Annotated in this window: 17 protein-coding genes; 4 read left to right on the top strand and 13 right to left on the bottom strand. The window is 55.0% G+C overall.

Going from position 1 to position 20,458, the window contains the following annotated elements; genetic code table 11:
* Positions 1–14: 14 nt before the first annotated feature.
* Positions 15–695, top strand: a complete 681-nt coding sequence (locus LOZ86_RS07290; protein WP_039487658.1) for an ABC transporter ATP-binding protein — start codon at positions 15–17, stop codon at positions 693–695.
* A 76-nt stretch (positions 696–771) separates the two neighbouring features.
* On the opposite strand, the gene LOZ86_RS07285 is transcribed toward LOZ86_RS07290, so the two are convergent.
* The 12 genes from LOZ86_RS07285 to LOZ86_RS07230 form a co-directional block, all read right to left on the bottom strand.
* The gene (locus LOZ86_RS07285) at positions 772–1,107 is read right to left on the bottom strand and encodes a hypothetical protein (protein WP_039487659.1); all 336 of its coding nucleotides are present in this window, start codon (positions 1,105–1,107) and stop codon (positions 772–774) included.
* Between the two features lie 26 nt (positions 1,108–1,133).
* Positions 1,134–1,841: a zeta toxin family protein gene (locus LOZ86_RS07280; protein ID WP_052012117.1), complete on the bottom strand. Its 708-nt coding sequence runs from the start codon at positions 1,839–1,841 to the stop codon at positions 1,134–1,136.
* A gap of 180 nt (positions 1,842–2,021) precedes the next feature.
* Entirely contained in the window at positions 2,022–2,852 is an 831-nt protein-coding gene (iolB, locus tag LOZ86_RS07275; RefSeq protein WP_039487660.1) for a 5-deoxy-glucuronate isomerase, read from the bottom strand.
* 86 nt (positions 2,853–2,938) lie between these two features.
* Positions 2,939–3,829 (bottom strand): myo-inosose-2 dehydratase, encoded by an 891-nt coding sequence (gene iolE, locus LOZ86_RS07270; RefSeq protein ID WP_230243025.1) that lies wholly within the window; start codon positions 3,827–3,829, stop codon positions 2,939–2,941.
* A 158-nt stretch (positions 3,830–3,987) separates the two neighbouring features.
* Positions 3,988–5,892, bottom strand: coding sequence for a bifunctional 5-dehydro-2-deoxygluconokinase/5-dehydro-2-deoxyphosphogluconate aldolase (locus LOZ86_RS07265; RefSeq protein WP_039487663.1), 1,905 nt, complete (start codon positions 5,890–5,892; stop codon positions 3,988–3,990).
* Positions 5,893–5,949: 57 nt separating this feature from the next.
* The gene (locus LOZ86_RS07260) at positions 5,950–7,083 is read right to left on the bottom strand and encodes a Gfo/Idh/MocA family protein (RefSeq protein WP_039487665.1); all 1,134 of its coding nucleotides are present in this window, start codon (positions 7,081–7,083) and stop codon (positions 5,950–5,952) included.
* A 40-nt stretch (positions 7,084–7,123) separates the two neighbouring features.
* Complete coding sequence (locus tag LOZ86_RS07255; RefSeq protein ID WP_010281439.1) at positions 7,124–8,155, bottom strand: ABC transporter permease; 1,032 nt, start codon at positions 8,153–8,155, stop codon at positions 7,124–7,126.
* Between the two features lie 12 nt (positions 8,156–8,167).
* Positions 8,168–9,715: a sugar ABC transporter ATP-binding protein gene (locus tag LOZ86_RS07250; protein WP_111778860.1), complete on the bottom strand. Its 1,548-nt coding sequence runs from the start codon at positions 9,713–9,715 to the stop codon at positions 8,168–8,170.
* Positions 9,716–9,787: 72 nt separating this feature from the next.
* A complete protein-coding gene (locus LOZ86_RS07245) occupies positions 9,788–10,726 on the bottom strand; it encodes a substrate-binding domain-containing protein (RefSeq protein WP_039487669.1) in 939 nt (312 codons plus the stop codon).
* A 71-nt stretch (positions 10,727–10,797) separates the two neighbouring features.
* On the bottom strand, positions 10,798–11,784 hold the full coding sequence (gene iolG, locus LOZ86_RS07240; RefSeq protein WP_039487671.1) for an inositol 2-dehydrogenase: 987 nt from the start codon (positions 11,782–11,784) through the stop codon (positions 10,798–10,800).
* A 757-nt stretch (positions 11,785–12,541) separates the two neighbouring features.
* Complete coding sequence (gene iolD, locus LOZ86_RS07235; RefSeq protein WP_039487672.1) at positions 12,542–14,473, bottom strand: 3D-(3,5/4)-trihydroxycyclohexane-1,2-dione acylhydrolase (decyclizing); 1,932 nt, start codon at positions 14,471–14,473, stop codon at positions 12,542–12,544.
* Positions 14,474–14,830: 357 nt separating this feature from the next.
* Positions 14,831–16,342, bottom strand: a complete 1,512-nt coding sequence (locus LOZ86_RS07230; protein ID WP_039487674.1) for a CoA-acylating methylmalonate-semialdehyde dehydrogenase — start codon at positions 16,340–16,342, stop codon at positions 14,831–14,833.
* A 327-nt stretch (positions 16,343–16,669) separates the two neighbouring features.
* Between LOZ86_RS07230 and LOZ86_RS07225 the strand changes: the two genes are divergently transcribed.
* The 3 genes from LOZ86_RS07225 to LOZ86_RS07215 all read left to right on the top strand — a co-directional run bounded on the left by LOZ86_RS07225 (position 16,670) and on the right by LOZ86_RS07215 (position 19,309).
* Positions 16,670–17,527, top strand: a complete 858-nt coding sequence (locus LOZ86_RS07225; protein WP_010281425.1) for a MurR/RpiR family transcriptional regulator — start codon at positions 16,670–16,672, stop codon at positions 17,525–17,527.
* 47 nt (positions 17,528–17,574) lie between these two features.
* Entirely contained in the window at positions 17,575–17,880 is a 306-nt protein-coding gene (locus tag LOZ86_RS07220) for a putative quinol monooxygenase (protein WP_039487676.1), read from the top strand.
* Between the two features lie 325 nt (positions 17,881–18,205).
* Positions 18,206–19,309: an ABC transporter substrate-binding protein gene (locus LOZ86_RS07215; protein ID WP_039487678.1), complete on the top strand. Its 1,104-nt coding sequence runs from the start codon at positions 18,206–18,208 to the stop codon at positions 19,307–19,309.
* Positions 19,310–19,396: 87 nt separating this feature from the next.
* Here the strand turns inward: LOZ86_RS07215 and LOZ86_RS07210 are convergent, their stop codons facing one another.
* Positions 19,397–20,110 carry a phage tail protein gene (locus LOZ86_RS07210; protein ID WP_052012038.1) on the bottom strand — a complete coding sequence of 238 codons (714 nt, stop codon included), beginning with the start codon at positions 20,108–20,110 and terminating at the stop codon, positions 19,397–19,399.
* Positions 20,111–20,458: the final 348 nt, after the last annotated feature.

Raw genomic sequence — 20,458 nt, 5'->3', positions numbered from 1 at the left:
GAGGAAGAGTCAAGGTGTCTGAGGCTACACTCGTTCTGAATAATGTCCACGTCGCCTACGGGCACAAGCATAATGTTCATCACGTACTGAACGGTTTTTCCATGGAAGTTGCCGCTGGTGAATTGGCCTGTCTGCTGGGCGCATCAGGATGCGGTAAAACCACGGCTTTACGCGCGATTGCGGGTTTTGAGCACCTGACTCAGGGAACGATTCACGTCGGCGGACGCTGTGTGGCCGGTCCAGACGTGCATCTGCCGCCGGAACAACGCAACGTTGGGATGGTGTTTCAGGACTACGCGCTGTTTCCCCATCTGACCGCCGAGCAGAATATTGCCTTTGGCCTGAGAAAACAGCCGAAGGATCTTCAGCAGTCGCGCGTCCGCGCCATGCTTGAGCTGGTCGATCTTGTCTCGCTGGCACAGCGCTATCCGCATGAAATGTCCGGCGGACAACAGCAGCGTATTGCACTCGCACGGGCGCTGGCTCCGCAGCCCGCCGTGCTGCTGCTCGACGAACCGCTATCCAGCCTCGACCCCGACAGCCGCAAACGACTGGGACAGGAAGTGCGCGACATCCTGCGCGACGCCGGACAAACCGCGCTCTTAGTCACGCACAGCGAACAGGAAGCCGAACTGATGGCCAGCCACATTGGCTATTTGAAAGCAGGCACGTTGGAATGGCGGGAACGACGCTAGAAGTAGAGTAATCTAGAAATAGAATGGTATTGTGGTTTGGTGAATTGAAATCGGCTTCTGATGTGAAGCCGATTTATCACTTACTTTTGAATCTGGAAGAGAATACCGGTTTATTCCGTCGACGCCTTGTTTCACTATCCCCGTGCATTCCTGAACTTTCTACCAAAACAATATGTTCCACTAAGGCAGTCTCATCAGTTTTAGCTGCAACGGCAGGTTTTTTTCTCAGCGAATCGGTGGTGAGATCCGTTTTCTCTGCATTAGCGGAAAGTAATGCAGGGAGCATATCATCCATAGAACGTTCGAAGGCAGCCATGTCAGCATCTGCGGCATCAGGGGAAATGTCTTCACCATAGAGATCGGCAAGAGAAAACGCATTTCTCTCCCGTATGGCTTCGGATTTTGATGACATAATCGCTCCTTAAATCTGGATATTTATTATACAGTGATGACATTAAGGTGGGCAAGTTTAGTGTAGGGACAGCGATGCGAGTTCAAAAACTCCGTCTCTGTTTTAATATTTCTGATACGAGTAACGTTAAATTTATTGGGCTGCGTAAAGTCTTTTTCACGGTAATACACCGTCACCTGTACCCTTCCTATAAATCGTTCATCCTTCAACACCTTCTTAATCGTCGAGCGACACGTCATGAAATTATTCTTTAGTACACTCAACGGTACCTTACGCTTTCGCTGTCTGGCATACGCCCAAGCGAGTGCAGGATCCAAATAGACATAATCAATAGCCGTTAAATAACCACGACCTAAAGCCAGAGAGAGATTGAACTCAGCGTTCTTAAAACTCGCAAAATTTGAATCCATGATGATGTCTAAGCCTTCGGCTGTCGCTTTCATGTAGACATATTCAACAAGATTCGATGCTGCACGCTGAAAGAGTGGCGCATTGGTTTCTTCGTAGTAAGGCAATAGCCGTCGAAACTCATCAGCATCTATCACCAGAATATTAGAAAAAACGCGGAGCCTTTGGTTAATCAATTCAGACTTGCCAGCACCGGGAGAACCTGCCGTAAAAAATACTGCTGGGGTCACCGATTTCATCAGGCCAGCAGTTATCGCGTTATAAACAATATCCTTTATCGCCTCAGCAACAGCCTCCGCTAACGCAGAGATTTTTATGTCATCCATGAATCCCTTACCGTCATTCCTTATGATGCTTGCGAGGCAATATAACGAGTAGCCCAATAGAAACGGTAGGTTTAAATGAGAAAATGCACTGACCAAACGTAAAACTGGCATACGCCCCGCAAAACAGAGAGGCGCTATGCCAGATACGTTCACTATCGCCTTGCGGCAATACGATTATTGCTATCCCTGCCTATGCTTATTCGCATACTCGGGGCTGTTGATCCACTGATGATCGGCTTCCCAGGTGAAACGCCACTGGCGCGTCGGGCCGGCCATCACATTCAGGTAGTAGCTGTCATAGCCTGCGATAGTGGCAACCGGGTGATAGCCGCGCGGCACCTGCACCACGTCCCTATTGTAGACCGCCATGCATTCATCTAATGAACGGTCATCGGTATAGACTCGTTGCAGGCAGAATCCCTGTTCTGGGTTCAAACGATGGTAGTAGGTTTCTTCCAGATAGGTTTCCTGCGGCGGATTATCGACATCGTGCTTGTGGCTGGGATAAGAGCTGGTGCAGCCTTCATCGGTGTACACTTCGACCACCAGCAGGCTGTCGGCCGCTTTGTCCTCCGGCAAAATATTATGTACATAGCGCTGGTTATTGCCGACACCACGCTGCTCGGCGTCGATATCCTGCGGGGCAATCAGTCGTGTCGGATGCGTGCCGAACCCCGGAGCGGCGCAAACTGCCAGTTCCAGCGCCGTGTGCGCCGTCACCGTAATCGTCTCGCCCGTCGTGACATAAACCGCATAGGGTTTTCTGCGCTCAAACGGGCTCATTCTGTCGCCAATCTGCTCGAAGCGCTCACCCGGCGTGACCACCGTTGCCTTGCCGCTGACCAGCACCAGACAACGTTCGCTATCGCTGGCGGGCAGAGATAGCACTTGTTCCGGTGCCAGTTGATAGACCTCGAACCCCACGTATCGCCAGCCCGCCGTTTCCGGTGTGATGTGCTGCGTACGCCCGTGTTCGTCAGGGGTACGATGGCGTGATAACAGTCGGGACATCTTTTGCCTCCTTATCTCCCCCCTACCTCAAGCTGCCTGCACGTTGGTCTGCTGGCAGCATGAATATGCGGGGATATCACCACGAATCAGATCAATTCCGCCTGCTGGGCGAAACGCTGCAAGTTATTGTAGCCTAGCGTCGCATACGTCAGCGGATGCGCGACAGCCGGATCCTGTTCCGCTTCGACCACCAGCCATCCGCTGTAGTTATGGGCTTTCAGGATGTTGAACACCGCTGGATAATCGACACAACCATCGCCCGGTACGGTAAAGACGCCGCTCAGCACCGCGTCCAGAAAACTGGTCTTGCGGTTTTTCACGTCTTTCAGCACGTCTGGACGAATGTCTTTGCAGTGAACGTGATTGATGCGGTTAATCCAGCGCGTCGCTACCGCCACCGGATCGGCACCCGCAAACGTAAGGTGACCGGTATCCAGCAACAGCCCGACTTCCGGCCCGGTATGTTCCATCAGATTGTCCACGTCCTGCGCGCTTTCAATCACCGTGCCCAGATGGTGATGATAGGCAATCTGCACACCTTGGCTTTGCGTATAACGCGCAAACTCGGTTAGCTTTTTGCCGTATTCCGGCCAGCGATCTTCTGGGAAACGCGGGCGCAGATGGACCGCTTTCTGTTGGTCGCCGTGAATCGCGCCCGTGACTTCGGCAAACACCAGCACCGTCGCACCGAGGTCGCGCAGCAACGCCAGATGCCCCTGCACCGCTTCAATCTCTTCTTCTACTGAACGAGTGAGCAGTTCGCCGGAGTACCAGCCGGAGACTAAGCGCAGATCGTGCGCTTGCAGAATAGGTCCCAGCACGCTGGCCTGACGCGGAAATTTATTACCTAATTCAAAACCGGCGAAACCCGCCTGCCGCCCTTCGCTCAGACAGGTTTCCAGCGGGGTGTCCGCGCCCAGAGAAGGCAGATCGTCATTGGTCCAGGTGAGTGGATTAATACCAAGTTGAACGGTCATGTTATGTCCCTTATTCAAATAGATATGCTCGTCATACTTCAAGTTGCATGTGCGTTGGCTACGTTCAGTCACCCGAATCACTTACCTGAGTAAGCTCATCGGGACTCCTTCTCTTGCCGCCTTCCTGAAACTCGAATTATTTAGAGCACAGAAATGGGTTAGCCGCGCTGACGCCAGACGGCGATCAGTTGCAGGTAGTTATGTTTAACTTGCTCAATCAATTCGGCGTCGTCGATCTCGTTACGCAGCCATTTTTGCGCAGGCTGGGCAAACAGGGTGCGACCAACGGCAAAGCCTTTCACAATCGGGAAGCCCACGGCGGCGCTGAAGCCCTGCTGCAACGTTTCCAGCGGTGCATCTAGCCCAAGAATCACCACGCCCCGACAGTAAGGATCGCGCTGGGCCAGCAGCGGTGTCAGTTGCGCCCAGCCTTCGGAGGACAGCGGCGGCAGTTTCCACCAGTCAGGCCGTACGCCGAGGTTGTAGAAGCGTTGAATCGCGCGCAGATAGAGCGCATCGCTGTGTGGCATCCCCGCCGGCAGAATGACTTCGAGCAGCAGTTCATGGCCGGACTGGCGACAGGCTTGATAGACCTCCATCACCTTCATTTCCTGCTCGCGCCGCAGCGCGTGGGCATCTTCCGGGTGGAAGAACACCAGACATTTCACTACGTGCTCTAGCGGCCAGCTCACCAGCTGTGAGCCAATATTGCCGCGCTCCATCATTAATGGACGCGATCCCGGCAGCTCAATCGGTCGGCCGATCCACCAGCCTTTTCCGGTGATGTCATTCAGCGCATCCTGTCCGAACGTGCCGTCGCACAGCAGACCCGCTTTGCCGTCCAGCCCTGCCTGCTGTGCCGCGTCATAGCTGGCACGCAGAATCAGCTTTTTCAGTGCCGGAATACGGCTGATTTCTGTGCCGCAGTTCAGCGCCATGTCTTCCAACTGGCTGCGGTGATCGAATGCAATTACGCACAGCTCATGCCACTGTTTACGGCGCGTCGTAACACGGTGCAGATGGTTAAGCTCTTCGTCCAAGTCGGGACGCGGGACGCTTGCCGCGCGGGCTAAATAGTTATCCAGTTCGATCTTACTTGGCATCGCGGGTGCACAGCCGTGGCGTGACACCACCAGCGCGCCGCAGGCATTGGCGTACGCACAGGCTTTTTCCCAGCCTTCTCCGTTGAGGTAGCCGCGCAGCAGGCCGGACATAAACGCATCTCCTGCCCCCAGCACGTTCAGTACATCCACGCGCACGCCTTTGATCGTGATGCCTTTATCCAGATGGTCAGGAATCGCATCGCTAAACACCGAGCAGCCCAGCGCCCCGCGTTTGCACACCAGTTCCGCCTGCGTGTGCTGCCGCACCGTGCGTAGCGCTTGCAAGGTATCCGTACTGCCGCCCGCAATGTGGAACTCCTCCTCAGTGCCGACAATCACATCGAACAGCGACAGCACCTGCTGTAACTGCTCCGTGACCGCCTGCGCTTCAACAAAACGGGTTTCGCCATCGCCCAGCGATGTCAGCCCCCAGAGCACAGGACGGTAGTCGATATCCAACGCCGTCTTCACCCCGTTGCGCCGCGCGTATTGCAGCGCCGTCAGCACCGCTTCACGCGTGTTAGGGTGAGAGAGATGCGTGCCGGTAATCGCCAGGCAGCGTGACGACGCGATGTAATCCTCGGTGAAATCCTCCGGCGAAATCGCCATATCGGCGCAGTTGTCGCGGTAGAAAATCAGCGGAAAGGTATCGCGATCTTTGATGCCCAACAGCACCAGCGCCGTCAGACGTTCCTTATCGGTAATCAAATGGCTGGTGTCGCAGCCGACCTGATTCAACTCTTCACGCAGGAAGCGCCCCATATGCTCGTCGCCCACCCGCGCCAGCATAGAAGAACGTAGCCCCTGTCGCGCAGTGCCGTAAGCCACGTTGCCGGACGACCCGCCCAGATACTTGGCAAAGCTGCCCATATCTTCCAGACGCGCGCCGATTTGCTGCCCGTACAGATCGACAGCAACGCGCCCCATGCAAATCACATCAAACGTCTTTTCCTTATTCATAGCGGTCAATCCTGTAAAAAATCCTGCAAAAAAGAAGAAATCACGTCAGCTGGCGTATTAGCCCACCTCGTCCACGTTCACCCAGCGCGCTGTTTCGTGTGACTGCACGATCGCATCCAGAACTCGCGAGACTTTCCAGCCCTCTTCGAAATCCGGCCACATAGGGACGTCAGCCGCAATACCGTCGATCAGATCGCGCACCTCTACCGTTTTCTGATCGTTAAACCCAATACCGTGTCCAGCGCTGGCGCAAAAAGCCGCATAGTCAGGATGCTGTGGCCCGGTCAGCAGCGTTTTAAATCCCTGTCGATTCGCTGGTTCGTCATGCCGATAGAGCTTCAGCTCTGCCATGCGTTCCTGCGTGAAACTCAGCGTACCTTTCGTACCGGTCACCACGTAGGTCAGACCCATTTTGCGGCCGCAGGCGATGCGTGAAGTTTCAATCACACCGCGTGCGCCGCTGGCAAACCGCACCATCGCATGCGCCTGATCTTCATTCTCCACCTGCACGAACTCGCTGCTGCCCAGTGCCGTCGGACGCTGCGCAATCACCGTTTGCAGGTCACCGCAGACGCTGGCGATATCGCCCACCAGATACTGCGCCATGTTGACGATATGCGCTGCCAGATCCCCCAGCGCGCCCAGCCCAGCCGCTTCTTTGAAACAGTGCCAGTCAGCCGGTTTGTTCGGATCGGCCAGATAATCTTCGTTATGCGTGCCGTAAAAATGCACTACGTCGCCAATCTCGCCGCTGGCAATAATCTCTCTGGCCAGCTGTGAGGTCGGGTTCTTCATGTAGTTGAAGCCCACCAGCGTTTTCACGCCGGCCTGCTGCGCGGCGTCGACCATTTCTCGGGCATCACGCGCGTTCAGCGCCAGCGGTTTTTCTGAGTAAACGTGCTTGCCGTGCTGGATAGCCGCCATCGCCATCGTCTTATGCAGAAAATTCGGCGCACAGATATCCACCACGTCAATGTCTGGGTCTGCCACCAGCGTACGCCAGTCCCCCGTTGAGCGCAGGAAGCCAAACTCCTGCGCCTTTCGGGCTGCCAGCTCCGGCGACACTTCTGCCAGCATCGCCTTCACCAGATTGCCTTTCAGCGGGAAGACCGTCGGTGCCTGCGCGTAGGCGATGGCATGCGCACGACCGATATAGCCGGTGCCGATTAACCCAATGCGTACATCCTTCATATCCACCTCGGTGCGAAAAGAGAGTCGGTACGGGTGCGGCTTAGATAGCGCCGCGACGGCTCTTGGCGTAGGTGTCGAACGCCACGGCCAGCACGATAATTAACCCGGTGATAATCTGCTGGTAGTAGGCCGATACATTCATCAATACCAGTCCGTTGATCAGGATCCCCATGATGATCGAGCCGATAATCGTGCCGCTGATCCGGCCGTAGCCGCCCATCAGCGAGGTGCCACCAATGACCACCGAGGCGATGACGCGTAGCTCGAAGGTGATCCCCGCGACCGCTTCTGCGCTACCGAGACGGGCGCTGAGAATGAAGCCCGCCAGCCCTGCCAGACAGCCAATCACGACGTAGACGCTGACCAGTACACGCTGCACGTTCACCCCAGCCAGTCGCGCGGCTTCGGTGTTGCCGCCGATGGCGTACACGAAGCGACCCCAGCGGGTTTTATGCAGCGCCAGATAACCCAGTAAGGCGACCAGTGCGAAGATCCAGATCGGCACCGAAATACCCAGGATCTCGCCTCGTCCCCACCAGCGATAGCCGGGGTCAAAGCCGGCTATCGGCGCGCCGTCGTTCATTACCAGCGTTAACCCGCGCCAAATTGTCATCCCGCCCAGCGTGACGATGAACGGCGGCAGACGCAGTTTGGTGACACCCAAACCATGCAGGAAACCAATGAAGGTGCCCATCGCCAGACAGACGCCCAATGCAACCAGCCAGCTCAAGCCGTACCAGGCATCCGGATCGACGGTGGTGAAGTTGTCGCCTTTAATCACCGAGGCGGCGGTGATGGCGCACACTGCCAGAATCGAGCCGACGGACAGGTCGATCCCGGCGGTCAGAATAACGAACGTCATCCCCACGGCCATGATGCCGTAGATGGAGACTTCGGTCAGGATGTTGGTGATGTTGCGCTCGGACAGAAAATTGCTGTTCTGCGACTGAAAGAAGATCAGCAGCAGAATCATGAAAATAAACACGCCAAAGCGTTCAAAAAAGGCAATGGGGTCAAAACGTCCACGCGGATTGGACGGCGTAATGCTCTTAGAAAGCGGCTGCTGGGACATGCGTCACCTCCGTTATGCTGCGTGTAATGCGTCGTGGCAAATGGCCATCATCGTCATCAGTTTTTCTTCTGTGGCGTCATCGCCATGAATTTCCCCGCTAATCCGCCCTTCGCTGAGCGTGATAATGCGGTCGGAAATCGCCATGATTTCCGGCAGGTCGGAGGAAATCACAATCACGGCGACGCCCCGTTTCGCCATATCGAACAGCACCTGATGCACTTCGGACTTGGTGCCGACATCGATGCCGCGCGTGGGCTCATCCACAATCAATACTTTGGGGTTCAGCGCCATACAGCGGGCAAGAATCACCTTTTGCTGGTTACCGCCCGACAGTTTGCGCACTTCCTGATCGCTGTTCACCATCTTGATGTGCAGCGCCTGACGGTAGGCCTCAATCAGGTCGTCCTCCTTACGGGTGTCGACAAACCAACGCCAGCGCATCAGCGACGAGAGGTTGGAAAGCGAGATGTTTTCCCTGATCGACAACCCCAGCACCGCGCCCTCTTTCTTGCGGTCTTCCGGCACCAGCGCAATGCCTTGCGACAGCGCATGCAGCGGCGTAGATGGATGATAGGGGGCGTCATCCAGCACAAATTCACCGGTAGAGAACGCGTCGGCACCAAACAGGCAGCGCGCGATTTCCGTACGTCCTGCGCCCACCAGCCCGGCAATACCGAGCACTTCGCCCGCATGCACCTGGAAGTTGATGTCCTTCAGCGCGATGCCGTGCGCATCCAGCGGTGGTTTTTCCCGGCTTAAGCCCTTCACTGCCAGCCGTACTGGCTTATCCTGATGATGCGTTTCCGAAGGTGGACGGCGGTTAAACACCACGTCACGGCCGACCATCAGGCGAATAATCTCCTGCACATTCGTGCTGGCGACGTCGCCGGAACCGGTGTAACGGCCGTCCTGAAATACGGTAAACCGATCGCACAGTTGGAAGACTTCGTGCAGCCGGTGCGTGACATACACCACGCTCACGCCACGCCCTTTCAGCTCGCGCACCACACGGTGCAGGCTGTCGACTTCACTGTCGCTCAGCGCCGCCGACGGTTCGTCCATCACAATCAGTTTGGCGTTCAGCGTCAGCGCTCTGGCAATCTCCACCATCTGCTGCTGCGCCACGCTCAAACGCGCCACCTGCGTCGTCGGCGTAATGTTCAATTTCAGATAATCCAGTACCGCTTTCGCCTCGCGATTCACCGCCAGCGCGTCCACGAATACACCGCGGCTCTGCGGCTCGCGTCCCAGGAACATGTTCTCCGCCACGCTCATATTGGGCAGCAGATTAAACTCCTGATAAATGGTGATAATCCCCCGCTTTTGGCGCTCAACGGGCGATTCGAGCGGTAACAGCGTCTCGCCACCAAACCAGATGTCGCCGCTGGTCTGCGGCTGCGCCCCTGCCAGCGCCTTCAACAGCGTCGATTTACCCGCGCCGTTTTCTCCCAATAGCGCATGAATCTCTCCCGGCTGTACGGTCAGTTGCGCGTTGCTCAACGCCCAAACGCCTGAGAAGCTCTTTGCCAGATTGGTAATGTTCAGTAGGGGTTCCGTCATGTTTACCTTCCTCCCGCAAGGCCGCGCGGACGCGGCCTGCTGAATACCTTTATTGATTACGTAGAAAACGACTTATTTACCCGCTTCGCCAATACGTTCAGCATCGTTCAGGTTATCTTTGGTAATCATGGTCGGTTGGTAGTCTGCCCCGGTGATAGGCGCTTTACTGCGGATGTTATTGGTCAACTGCGTCAACGCGGTGGTCACCGCGTAGCCCGGACGTTGATCGGCAGTCACGGCCAGCCAACCGTCGCGTACGCGAGCCAGCGCTTCCGGTACGGCGTCAAAGCCGGTTACCATCACATCGCCGGGTTTCAGACCTTGCCCTTGTAACGCTTCAATTGCACCCAGCGCCATGTCGTCATTCGCAGAGAGGATCACCTGCGGGCGTTTAGGCAGCGAAGGAAAAACGCTTTCCACGATGCGCATCCCTTCGGAACGCATCCAGTTCCCCGTCTGATCCGCGACGATGTGGTATTTGCTCCCGCCCGCTTTCAGGCTGTCGCGAATCCCCTGCGTACGCTCGATGTTAGAAGACGAACCCGGTTGACCGGTCAGCAGAATGATCGCTGCGCCATCTGGGAATTTGGTTTTGACATAGTCAGCAATCGCCTGACCGCCTTTATAGTTATTGGCACCAAAGTGCGGCACCGCTTTTTCCGTTTTTACCGAACGATCCAGCGTCACCACCGGTAGCTTGGCATCCTGAATATCGGTAACCGCGCTGGACACCGCATTGACATCATTCGGCGATACAACAAAGCCCTGTGCCCCACGCGTAATGGCATTCTCCAAGTCGGCGGCCTGCTTCGGTGAGCTACCCTGCCCATCCAGCACCTGCAAATTCACGCCCAGTTCTTTGGCGGCTTTAACGGCGGTGCGCTGCATATGTACTTCAAACGGCATAGCGAGATTCGGCGTACTGAAAACGATTTGTTCATTTTGGGCCTGAGCAAAACCAGACAGACCCAGTGCGATGGCGATTGCGGAAACGCTGATGATCTTTTTCATATGTCTTTTCTCTGCTTCTGTTATGAGTATGGGTGTAGGGTTGAAAGCAGGTAAAACGTGTGCCGATAGGGTTACACGGCGACCTCCTTGCCTTGAGCCAGTGATTCAAAGGCTTTATCCGCCAGATTCAGCGCACGCTCACCGTCCAGCCCGGAGCATTCCGGCTGCGTGCGGCCATTCAGTACATCGACAAAGTGCTGCCACTCTGCCGCGTAGGCGGCGTGATAGCGTTGCAGGAAGAAGTATTCGGGTTTCGCCGCCAGACAACCGTCGTCAGTCCACTGCTCGACCACGTTTTCGCGGATGTTCCCCGCGCTGAGCACGCCCTTCGCGCCATGCAATTCGAGGCGCTGATCGTAGCCGTAGCCAGAACGGCGGCTGTTGACGATGGTCGCCATCGCACCAGAAGCAAATTTCAGCACGATAAACGCGGTATCGATGTCACCCGCTTCACCAATCGCCGGATCGACCAGATTGCTGCCTTGCGCAAAGACCGACACCGGCTCTTCGCCCATAATAAAACGCGCCATATCAAAATCATGGATCGTCATGTCGCGGAACATGCCGCCGGAAACGCGGACGTACTCAGCAGGCGGCGGCGACGGATCGCGGGAGATAATCAGGAGAGATTCCGGCTTGCCGATGCGGCCTTCACCAGCCAGCGTTTTGACGCGGCGAAATTGCGGGTCGTAACGGCGGTTGAAGCCTACAAACAACGGCACGTTCTGCTGTTTGACGACGGTCAGGCAATCGCGAACGCGAGCAATATCCAGATGCACCGGTTTTTCACAGAAAATGGCTTTGCCATGTTTGGCGGCCAGCTCAATCAGGTCGGCGTGCGTGTCGGTCGCGGAGGCAATCAGGACGGCGTGTACCGCCGGATCGTTCATGACCTCATCCACGGTTTGTATTTTGGTGTGGTAGCGTTCGGCCAGCGCCGTGGCATTGGCTGGGTTGGGATCGACCACCGCGTACAGGTTGGTTTCTTTGTGTGCCGCGATGTTCACTGCATGGACCTGACCGATGCGGCCCGCGCCCAGTAAAGCGATGTTAAACATAGGTGCTCCCTTGCTGCCTGAGTGGCGTTTAATGCCAGACTGAAAAAGTGACGGATAACGGCTAGTCGCATTCTCCCCAGCCCCATCATCACCCGCTCTTTACCGCGAATCCCGATAGGTAAAATAAAACATTTATTTCAATTTTGTATAAATTGAAAATTATATTTTTGCGTGTCAGTTAACATTTTCATGACATCTTCGCTGTTTTCTGCAACCCCAATCACACATCGTATGAGTACGTCTGTGGAGGTATACAAGGCTGTCAGCGGATCGAAGCAGCACAGGAACGCAATAGGAGAGAAAATGAAACTACGGTTTGAAAATGAAATGAATGTTTCAGTTAGATTTGGGAATATAGAGGCAATATTAGGCAGCACTAAAGATCGCAAACGTCATCTGCACAGGCTGTCCCTTCGTCAAATTTTATGCGAACGAGGAGAAGGTTTCGTGCGCTACAATACTGCTATTCCATGCTACCTCGTAGCACGCGCCCGACGCAGGGCGCTCAGTCGCCGCCGCCCTGCGAACCCAGGCTTCCGGCTAAATTATGTCGCTTCGCGATGCCATCGGTGTTCATGAGCACGATTCGAGCCGCCAGTGACGCGTTCCCTACGCGGCACTGGCTTTCGCGGCATCCATGCCGCTCACTCGATGCTCACGCCCACCGCTGCATAATTTTTACGCCGAGTAACGCCCAAATCCCACTTACGTCCCGACATTATTTGTGACTCAGAAATAGCCACTAAGGGGAGATCACCTAATATTGCCGTGCGCGCGAGAGCGCGGCTTTCACGCTATTGGCAGCAGCCTCGATCTCTGGGTTGTCGGCAACCTGTGCCGTGCCGGTGCGCCACCAGGATTCGTAGCCGTGCGTCATGGTCTTCGGCAGTACCTTGATGTCGAGCAGCACGGGCCCAGAATGCTGGCGTGATTCCGTCAGCGCCTGCCTGAGCGAGGCTTCATCATGCACCCGCCACGCTTTGCAGCCGTAGCTTTCCGCGTTCTTGGCGAAATCTACCGGAATCAGTGCCCCGCGCAGCTGCCCCGATTCCGCATCGCGGTAGCGGTTTTCCGTACAGAAGCTGCCCATTCCCTGACTCATTTGCAGATTGTTGATACAGCCAAAGCCCGCGTTATCGAATAGCAGTACGGTGATTTTTATGCCCTCTTGCACCGCCGTTTGCAGTTCGGTATGCAGCATCAAATAGGAACCGTCGCCTACCATCGCATAGACCGGCTGCTGCGGTGCCGCAAGGCGTGCACCAATCGCCGCAGCAATTTCGTATCCCATGCAGGAATAGCCGTACTCCAGATGATAGCTGTCCGGCGTTTTTACCTGCCACATGCGCTGTAGATCGCCCGGCAACGAGCCCGCCGCACCCACCACAATCGCGTTGTCTTCCAGATCCTCATTCAATATGCCCAGCACGCGCGTTTGCGTCAGGTGGGTATTCAACATCTGGCGGTATTCATCCAGCTTGTCTTCCAGACCATCCACCACTTCTGGCACCAGTTCACTGTTATCCTGCACGGTAAACAGCCGCTGTAGCTCGCGTTCCCATTCCGCACGAGCCAGCTCGACAGTCTGCTGCCAGCCGCTGCGATACGATACCGTCTCCAGCCGTTCAGCCAGCGCCTCCAGTCCGACACGCGCATCAGCGATCAGGGGCAGCGCATCCAGTTTTAGTGCATCAAACTCGGCAACGTTGAGCAGTAAAAATTCAACGTTCGGATTCTGAAACAGCGACTTGGAACCGGTGGTGAAATCGGTTAAACGCGTCCCGACGCCGATAATCAGATCCGCCTCGTGCGCCAGCCGATTCGCCGCCAGTCCGCCCGTCACGCCAATACCGCCGCAGTTCAGCGGATGTGATGACACAATCGCACCTTTGCCTGCCTGCGTTTCGCCAAACGGAATCGCAAACCGCTCGGCAAACTGCGCCAGCGCATCATGTGCGCCGGAATAACGGACACCGCCGCCACAAATCAGCATCGGACGACGCTTTTTCGCAATCAGCGCTGCCGCCTCACTCAGTCGTGCCGCATCCGGCGGACGTCGTTCGAGGTGATGGACGCGCTTACGGAAAAACGATGCCGGATAATCCCAGACTTCCGCCTGCACATCCTGCGGTAAACATAGCGTCACCGCGCCGGTATCAGCCGGATCGGTCAGCACGCGCATGGCGTTAATCAGCGCACTCATCAGTTGTTCAGGGCGATTAATGCGATCCCAATAGCGGGAAACGGGTTTGAAGCAGTCATTGGTGCTGATCGACAGATCGTGATACTGCTCGACCTGCTGCAATACCGGATCTGGCTGGCGGCAGGCGAAGAGATCGCCAGGCAGCAACAGCACCGGAATGCGGTTGGCAGTGGCGGTCGCCGCCGCAGTTACCATATTTGCCGCCCCCGGCCCCACCGATGAGGTCACCGCATAGATTTTCCGCCGCTTGTGCTGTTTAGCGAATCCGACGGCGATATGCGCCATTCCCTGTTCGTTGCACCCCTGATGCACGGTGAGACGATTCGCCTCCTGCTCCAGCGCCTGACCGATGCCCAGCACATTACCGTGACCGAAAATGGTCATGACGCCCTGCACAAAGGGGGATTCTTCACCGTCTACGCTGAGGTATTGCTGGTTGAGAAACCTGACCAGCGCCTGCGCCATGGTGATGCGACACGTATCCATTGATCTACTCCTTAAATAAGGATCTGATTTCTATAATGAACTATGTATATTCAGCGAGCATTTCGTGCGCGATAATTTAGCCATTCTTATGCTACGTTGTCGCACGCGCCCGACTCAGGGCGCTCAATCGCCGCCGCCCTGAGAACCCAGGCTTATGGCGATAAATTATGCCGCTACGCGGGCCCTTCGGTATGTGTCACCGTCATCCGAACCGCCAGTGACGCGGTCCCTTCGCGGCACTGGCTTTCACGACATCCCTGTCGCTCTTTCGGCGGTGTCCCCTACCTCAGCATAATTTTTGACGCCGGAAGAGCAAAACCAGTGCACGCCATTCATCACCCGTTAGCGGTCAAATCCTCACTCCAGTGTGGGCATGACGAAGCTGCTGGTGTGGTGTTCCAGACGGACGCTGGCGGGCCAGCGGCTGGTGACGGTTTTCATGCGGGTGTAGAAGCGCACGCCGTCGTTGCCGTGAACGTTCAGCGGCCCAAAAATGGAGCGCTTCCAGCCGCCGAAGCTGTGGAATGCCATCGGCACCGGAATCGGTACGTTCACGCCGACCATGCCCGCCTGCACCTCTTCGCAGAACTGGCGTGCTGTTTCACCATCGCGGGTAAAAATAGCGGTGCCGTTGCCGTATTCATGGTTATTAATCAGCGTCACCGCCGTCTGGTAATCCGGCACACGCACTACGGACAGCACCGGGCCAAAAATTTCTTCCTGATAGATCTTCATCTCCGGCGTGACGTTATCGAACAGCGTCGGCCCGATGAAGTAGCCTTGCGGGTGCCCCTGTACAGACAGCGTGCGGCCATCGATGCGCAACGTCGCGCCCTGATCGACGCCACTTTGAATATAGTCGGCAATCTTCGCCCGGTGCGGTGCGCTGATCACCGGCCCCATTTCATTTTCCTGCCCGTCAACCAGACCTGGCCCGACGCGCATTGCTTTGATCTGTGCGCTCAGCCGCTGATGCAGCGCTTCCGCCGTGTCATCTCCGACAGCCACCACCACCGACAGCGCCATGCAGCGTTCGCCTGCCGCGCCAAAGGCCGCGCCCATGATCGCGCTGGCAGCCATGTCCATGTCGGCATCCGGCATCAGGATGCAGTGGTTTTTCGCCCCGCCCAGCGCCTGACAGCGTTTGCCATGTGCCGACGCCGTCTGATAAATGTATTCCGCCACCGGCGTTGATCCCACAAAACTCACCGCCTGTACGCGCGGATCGGTCAGCAGGATGTCCACCGCTTCTTTGTCACCCTGAACGACGTTAAACACGCCGTCCGGCAGACCCGCCTCTTTCAGCAGTTGCGCTAACAGCAGCGAGAACGACGGATCTTTTTCCGACGGCTTAAGCACAAAGGTATTGCCGGTCGCCAGTGCAATCGGGAACATCCACATTGGCACCATCGCCGGGAAGTTGAACGGTGTAATCCCGACACACACGCCGAGCGGCTGCATGAGTGAATGGCTATCCACACCGGTACCGACATTCGCCGAGTGTTCACCTTTTTGCAGATGGGGAATACCACAGGCAAATTCAACGACTTCCAGACCGCGCGTCACCTCCCCCACGGCATCGGAATAGACCTTGCCGTGCTCCTGTGAAATCAGCCGGGCCAGCGTATCCATGCGTTCTTCCAGCAGTGCTTTGAAACGAAACAGTACGCGCGCACGGCGCAGCGGAGAGTGTTTTGACCACGCAGGGAATGCCGCCGCCGCGCTGGCAATGGCCTGCTCGACTTCCGCCTTATCAGACATCACAACCTGGCGAATCTGCTCGCCCGTCGCAGGGTTATACACCGCGGCGTAGCGTTGGCTGTTGCTGGAGGCAATCGCCCCCTGAATGAAGTTAGATACGGTTTCCATGTTTACACCTTTGTGGGTTTTGAGGAGACAAACGGCTGACATCGGATTACAGTATATGAAATGAATATTCCACTTAACGTAAAAATAAAATAAATGTTGATTATTGTGATCCGCTGCGAATTTTTATGTAAACTTGAAGACAGCTGTCCATAAAGACAGGCGAGCAGCCTCTGAAAATAGCGTTATCGATAAAAGGTGTGCAGCCGGAAATGTCGTACAGATAAAACAACCGTATCCAGAAATGAATTTTCTGTTCCGTTTCAGGCGCCAGTCATGAAATCGCCCTAATGGGATAGGTTCTTATACGTCTTTGGGAGATAACCCGATATGCCCATGGCAACCAGCCTGAGAGAATTACAGGAACAGATCCGCGAGCGTTATGATTCGCTCAGCAAGCGGTTACAGCAGGTAGCGCACTATGTGCTGGATAATACCAACAGCATCGCTTTCGATACCGTTGCGGTGATCGCCGAACGCGCGGACGTTCCTCCCTCAACCCTGATTCGCTTCGCCAACGCCTTTGATTTCAGCGGTTTCAACGAAATGAAACAGCTGTTCCGTATGAATCTGGTGGAGGAAACGGCCAGCTATACCGACCGGGCGCGGCTGTTTCGGGCGATGGAGGCTGACGCCGTACCTGAAACGCCGCTGGATATTCTGCATGAGTTTGCCCGTTCAAACGCCCAGGCGATGCAGCAGCTAGCCGCACGTACCCCGCAAGAAGATCTGCAAAAAGCCGTCGATTTGCTGGCTCAGGCGGAAACAATCTATATCGTCGGGCTGCGTCGCTCGTTCAGCGTCGCTACTTACCTGACCTATGCGCTTAGTCATTTGGAAAGCAGCCCCATTCTGGTCAACGGGTTGGGAGGCATGTTTCGCGAACAGCTCAGCCGTGTCAGCTCACGCGATGTGGTAGTTTCTATCAGCTTCTCACCCTATTCACAGGAAACAGTGATGGTCAGCGAGATGGCCGCGAAAGCCGGAGCACGGCAAATCGTGATTACCGACAGTCAGATCAGCCCGCTGGCGACGCTCAGCGACGTTTGCTTTGTCGTGAAGGAAGCGCAGGTTGATGCGTTCCGTTCACAGTCCGCCACGCTGTGTTTGGTACAATCGCTGATGGTATCGCTGGCCTACCGGCAGGGGAACGGCGCAGATCAGAGTGAAAAACAGCAGCGCGGCTAGCCGGAACCGTTTAATCAGCAGGACTTACAGAGAGGGAGAGCCGTTTTATGCTTAAAGTGATCGCACAGGATTTTATTAAACCTGAATACATTGAGGCAGTCATGCCGCTGTACCGCGAATTAGTAGAGAAAACCCGACAGGAGCCGCTGTGCATCTCCTATGAGCTTTTTATCAATCAGAAAGATCCGGGGCATTTCACCTTTATCGAAACCTGGCCGGATAGAGCCGCGCTGGATATTCACTGTCAGACTGAGCACTTCCAGCGACTGGTTCCGATGATCAATAGCCACCAGCGCGCCGAGTGCACCTTCCTGCTGATGGATCCGTTCGACAGTACTCTCCCCACCGTTTGAATTAATCCGACTTTAGGTCGCAGGGTGGCCTAAATATCGCCGCAATTCCCCGTTATTGTGCCTCCTTTTACGCCAAATTTTAATTCATTTTTTTTGAATTAAAATTTCAATTTTTTCTCATTTAACATTATTCACAACTGGATAACATACAAAACCCCGCTGATAGCAGCGAGATAAACCGTTATCTCAGCAGGGTAATGACTATCAAGAAAATTAAATAATTTGATAATCATTCAATGATTCTGCTTATGCACGCTTATCCTGACCAGCAGCGACAAGGATAAAAAGTGCGTCGGTAGAAACGGCTCTCATTCAGGAGGAATCGATGTTTAAACGAAAACAGGTGGTCGCATTTACGGCGCTGATGGCGACGGCAGCAGCCAGCTATGCGGCAGTAGAGGCCGATAAACGCCCGATTAACGAGCTTTATCAAAATGCGTTACGGGAAGGCGGTATCGTGACCGTCTATGCCGGCGGTGACACGCCAGGTCAGCAGGATGGTATCAAGCAGGCGTTTGAAAAACGCTTTCCGGGCATGACACTCAACGTCATTGTGGACTACAGCAAATTCCACGATGCTCGTATTGATAACCAGCTGGCGACGAATACGCTGGTGCCGGATGTTGTACAGCTACAAACCTTGCAGGATTACCCGCGCTGGAAAAAAGAAGGCGTGCTGCTGAACTACAAACCTATCGGCTGGGACAAAGTGTACCCTGCATTTAAAGATAAAGACGGCAGTTGGACCGGTGTCTTTGTCGATGCGTTCAGCAACGTGGTCAATACCAAGCTGATTGCCGAAAATGCCAGGCCAACAGAAGCCAATGACTATTTACGTCCCGATCTGAAAGGCAGCATTGTCTTAACCTACCCGAACGATGACGACGCTGTGCTGTTCTGGTTTAAGCAGGTCGTAGATAAATACGGCTGGGAGTATGTCGCTAAATTCAAAGAACAGAACCCGGTTTATGTTCGCGGTACACAGGCTCCCGCAGACGATGTTGAAAGCGGTAAATCAGCGGCGACATTCTCAACCGACGGCGCGCTTTCTCCCGATCAAAACGCGAATTCCCGTTTCGTTCTGCCTAAAAGCGATCCGTTTGTTTCCTGGGCACAGCGTGCAGCTATTTTCAAGCAGGCTAAACACCCAGAAAGCGCCAAGTTATATCTGAGCTGGCTGCTGGATAAAGAAACGCAGAGCAATGTCTGGTATATGTGGTCGGTGCGTACTGACGTTACGCCACCCGCTGGCTATAAGCCTATCTGGGAATATAAGAACACCAGCCCGCAGGCTTTTGCCGATTTCATGAGCGACCGTGCGGCGGTGGAGTCATTCCGTGCCCAGATCGGTTTGTACCTCGGCGAAGTGAAAGGTGAGCCGTCTCCGGGTCACTTGGGGCTGCATCCTAAAGAAGCCTTGCCTCATTAATACGTTATTTGCGTATTGATTACTTTGCCAAAAATAACCCCGTCTCAAGACGGGGTTATTTTTGGCTTCACTTTTGCAGAGCAGTAATTATGGGCGAGGTGGATAGTAACCGTTCGCCACGATACAAGCTCGCAACGCCGTTTGCGGCGGGATGATCTTCACAGGCTGCGAACCGCCGTTGTTGCCCACCGCAACCGTCCCCCCGCCACCTGAACCACCACCGCTCACACCCGCTAACGGCACCTGCGTGCTAGCGGCACCCTCTGGGGCATAAATTTTGGCCGCTGGCGTCACTGGCGTCGCTAACTGGTTATTCGTCGCGCTGGGGGCTGCGGACTGACCCGCCTCCGTCGTCGCCTTGACGACCACTGGCCCACCCGACCCCGCCGTTGGCGTGAACGTAGCCAAATGGCTATGCACCGGCATCTGAGCGACCGTCAGCGTTGCCGTTTCTGCCCCACGCAAACTTGATGCCTGAGGCAATCCCTGAGGAACATTTTGCAGCCCTGGCCCTTGCCCTTGCCCTACCGGACTTCTTCCGCGCAAATCGGGAATACCAAAGTTAGTGCGACCATCGCCACCATATTGCACCCCCACCACGCTATACAGTGCCTGATATTCATTAACCTGTAGCAGTTGTCCATTCGCTTCCAGGAAGCCATTAGGACAATAGGTTGCTGCCGTAAAACACACTGAACCGGTGAAGTCTTCATTTGAGCAGGCTTGAGCTACCTGAGAAATGGAGAACAGAGAAAGCCCCGTGGCCGCCATGCATAAATACGATTTCAGATCTTTTTTCATGTGAATCTTCCTTATCCCATCCCATTGATAATCGCGATAGGGTTTCCCCTCTCACCTAAAAAAGCAGCGGTAATAATATTGCCGTTAAGCCATATCGATAACGTTAATTAGTTTGATTATTTATGTATAGATGTAAATTTCATTTCGTCAATGCGCGCAGAAAGAAATAAAAATCGCAGAAAAAACAAAGAAATTAAAGCAATAAATCAGAAGCAAAACATATAAAGAGATCGTGCTAATCATTTCATATAAATTATTTTCAATGGCGATTTTGAGATAAAATCCCACGGTATTCTTTTCAATAAGAATACCGTGATGGCGGCAGCATGCCCGCTATATGCTTTATGA

Source organism: Pectobacterium parvum, assembly GCF_020971565.1.
GTDB lineage: Bacteria > Pseudomonadota > Gammaproteobacteria > Enterobacterales > Enterobacteriaceae > Pectobacterium > Pectobacterium polare.
Note: the sequence above shows the minus strand (reverse complement) of the source record. Positions and strands in the feature narration are given on the sequence as shown.

Bases quoted from the DNA above. Each gene is read 5' to 3' on its own strand.
- iolB (WP_039487660.1), bottom strand. From the start codon at position 2,852: ATGTCCCGACTGTTATCACGCCATCGTACCCCTGACGAACACGGGCGT.
- LOZ86_RS07260 (WP_039487665.1), bottom strand. From the start codon at position 7,083: ATGAAGGATGTACGCATTGGGTTAATCGGCACCGGCTATATCGGTCGT.
- LOZ86_RS07285 (WP_039487659.1), bottom strand. From the start codon at position 1,107: ATGTCATCAAAATCCGAAGCCATACGGGAGAGAAATGCGTTTTCTCTT.
- iolE (WP_230243025.1), bottom strand. From the start codon at position 3,829: ATGACCGTTCAACTTGGTATTAATCCACTCACCTGGACCAATGACGAT.
- LOZ86_RS07250 (WP_111778860.1), bottom strand. From the start codon at position 9,715: ATGACGGAACCCCTACTGAACATTACCAATCTGGCAAAGAGCTTCTCA.
- LOZ86_RS07245 (WP_039487669.1), bottom strand. From the start codon at position 10,726: ATGAAAAAGATCATCAGCGTTTCCGCAATCGCCATCGCACTGGGTCTG.
- iolD (WP_039487672.1), bottom strand. From the start codon at position 14,473: ATGGATACGTGTCGCATCACCATGGCGCAGGCGCTGGTCAGGTTTCTC.
- LOZ86_RS07215 (WP_039487678.1), top strand. From the start codon at position 18,206: ATGTTTAAACGAAAACAGGTGGTCGCATTTACGGCGCTGATGGCGACG.
- LOZ86_RS07255 (WP_010281439.1), bottom strand. From the start codon at position 8,155: ATGTCCCAGCAGCCGCTTTCTAAGAGCATTACGCCGTCCAATCCGCGT.
- LOZ86_RS07230 (WP_039487674.1), bottom strand. From the start codon at position 16,342: ATGGAAACCGTATCTAACTTCATTCAGGGGGCGATTGCCTCCAGCAAC.
- LOZ86_RS07265 (WP_039487663.1), bottom strand. From the start codon at position 5,892: ATGAATAAGGAAAAGACGTTTGATGTGATTTGCATGGGGCGCGTTGCT.
- LOZ86_RS07220 (WP_039487676.1), top strand. From the start codon at position 17,575: ATGCTTAAAGTGATCGCACAGGATTTTATTAAACCTGAATACATTGAG.
- LOZ86_RS07210 (WP_052012038.1), bottom strand. From the start codon at position 20,110: ATGAAAAAAGATCTGAAATCGTATTTATGCATGGCGGCCACGGGGCTT.
- LOZ86_RS07280 (WP_052012117.1), bottom strand. From the start codon at position 1,841: ATGGATGACATAAAAATCTCTGCGTTAGCGGAGGCTGTTGCTGAGGCG.
- LOZ86_RS07225 (WP_010281425.1), top strand. From the start codon at position 16,670: ATGCCCATGGCAACCAGCCTGAGAGAATTACAGGAACAGATCCGCGAG.
- iolG (WP_039487671.1), bottom strand. From the start codon at position 11,784: ATGTTTAACATCGCTTTACTGGGCGCGGGCCGCATCGGTCAGGTCCAT.